General features: G+C 61.9%; 3 protein-coding genes. All 3 read left to right on the forward strand.

Going from position 1 to position 1,558, the window contains the following annotated elements; genetic code table 11:
• On the forward strand, nt 1–545 hold a 545-nt coding region (locus HU218_RS16810), incomplete at its 5' end, for a TonB family protein (protein ID WP_217450833.1).
• Nucleotides 546–558: 13 nt separating this feature from the next.
• A complete protein-coding gene (locus tag HU218_RS13520) occupies nt 559–927 on the forward strand; it encodes a VacJ (protein ID WP_174875463.1) in 369 nt (122 codons plus the stop codon).
• 71 nt (nt 928–998) lie between these two features.
• On the forward strand, nt 999–1,409 hold the full coding sequence (locus tag HU218_RS13525; RefSeq protein ID WP_174875464.1) for an acyl-CoA thioesterase: 411 nt from the start codon (nt 999–1,001) through the stop codon (nt 1,407–1,409).
• Nucleotides 1,410–1,558 lie beyond the last annotated feature (149 nt).

Below are 1,558 nucleotides of genomic sequence, written 5' to 3' on the forward strand. Positions count from 1 at the left end.
CCACACGTAACCCAACCATCAATTCGCGCGGGAGGCCAAGGTGGTTAAAAAGACACAACCCCCCCCCCGGGGCCCCCCCCCCCGCCGCCCCCCCCCCGCCCCCAGCCCCCCAGCGCCGCCACCCCCCCCCCCCCCCCGCCATTGCCAATGCCAATCTGCTGACCACCCAGCCATCGGCACCGCCGCAGCCAACCCCGAGTACCAGCACTACGGCCGCCGTCGGCGTCAGCTGGGCCGGCTATGTCGAGGACTGGCGCCACCGGGTAGAAGAAATCGGCAACCGAAACTATCCCGCCGAAGTGCGCCAGCAAAACCTGTTTGGCAGCCTTGAACTCCAGGTCACCATCCGCGCCGATGGCGCCTTGCTGGATGTCAGCGTACGGCGCAGTTCCGGCTCAAGCGTGCTTGACCAGGCGGCAATGCGCATCGTGCGCCAGGCGGCTCCCTACCCGCCGTTCCCGTCGAAGTTGGCCGCAGAATACGGCTCCCTGCAAGTCGTGAGAAAATGGACCTTTACCACCGCCAACCAGCTGGCTGGCAGCTGAACAAGGAATTGCCATGTACGAAGTCAACCGCAGTGTCGCCATCCTGAAACCCCGTCAGGCCTTTCTGGACTGGTTGCTGCAGCTGCCGGGCAATCTGGAGGGCACTCTGCAACTGGAAGAGCTGCGTCGCGACTGTAACGCCTTGCTGATCCCCGCCGCCGACGACTATGCCAGCGCCCAGGACTTCGTCCACCAGCACTACCGCACTCTGTTCGGTGCAGAGTTGGCCGACTGGTGCGATGACGATGCCTTCTGGCCGGAACTGTCACCGCAACTGTTCCTGCAGTGGTTCGACGTGGAAATTCACTCGGTACTCACCGACCTGGTGGACTTCCCGCTGGAGCGCGAACCGTTCGTGCCGTTCGATCTGGACCAGGAATAACAACATACCACCGGCCGCCCGAGCGGCCGGGGACTGCCGGCAACGCTCCGGCCCATTCACGAAGGGGAACCATGCCACACCAAACCAGGATCAAGGTCCGCGGCTACCATCTGGACCTGTACAGCCATGTCAACAACGCGCGCTATCTGGAGTTTCTGGAGGAGGCCCGCTGGACATTTTTCGAGGACTGCGCCGACCTGCCGGCCTTCCTCGCCTCGGGCATCGCGCTGATCGTGGTCAACATCAATATTGACTACCGTCATCCCGCCACGATGAACGATGAACTGCTGATCGAAACTTCGGTAAAATCGGTCGGCAATCGCAGCAGTGTCATCCACCAGAGCGTAAAACTGGCGGCCAGCGGCAAAGTCGCGGCCGAAGCGGATGTCACCCTGGTAGCCTACGACGGACGCCAGCAGAAGGCCGTGCTGATCGAAGGCGAACTGCGGGAACTTCTGGAAAAACTGCACCACCAAGCCTGATCGCCGCCGCAGCCGGTCTGCGGCCAACCCGGAACTGCCACATGAAGCTCAACAAAGCACATCTGACGCAGCCGAAGATATGCAGTGTGCGGAGTTAGGCGGGTGACCGATCACTTTAAAAACGACAATCTAGCCAATACACAAAATTG

Source organism: Vogesella oryzae (genome assembly GCF_902829295.1).
Lineage (GTDB): Bacteria > Pseudomonadota > Gammaproteobacteria > Burkholderiales > Chromobacteriaceae > Vogesella > Vogesella oryzae.

Coding starts and splice junctions, on each gene's coding strand:
- HU218_RS13520 (WP_174875463.1), top strand. CDS start 559: ATGTACGAAGTCAACCGCAGTGTCGCCATCCTGAAACCCCGTCAGGCC.
- HU218_RS13525 (WP_174875464.1), top strand. CDS start 999: ATGCCACACCAAACCAGGATCAAGGTCCGCGGCTACCATCTGGACCTG.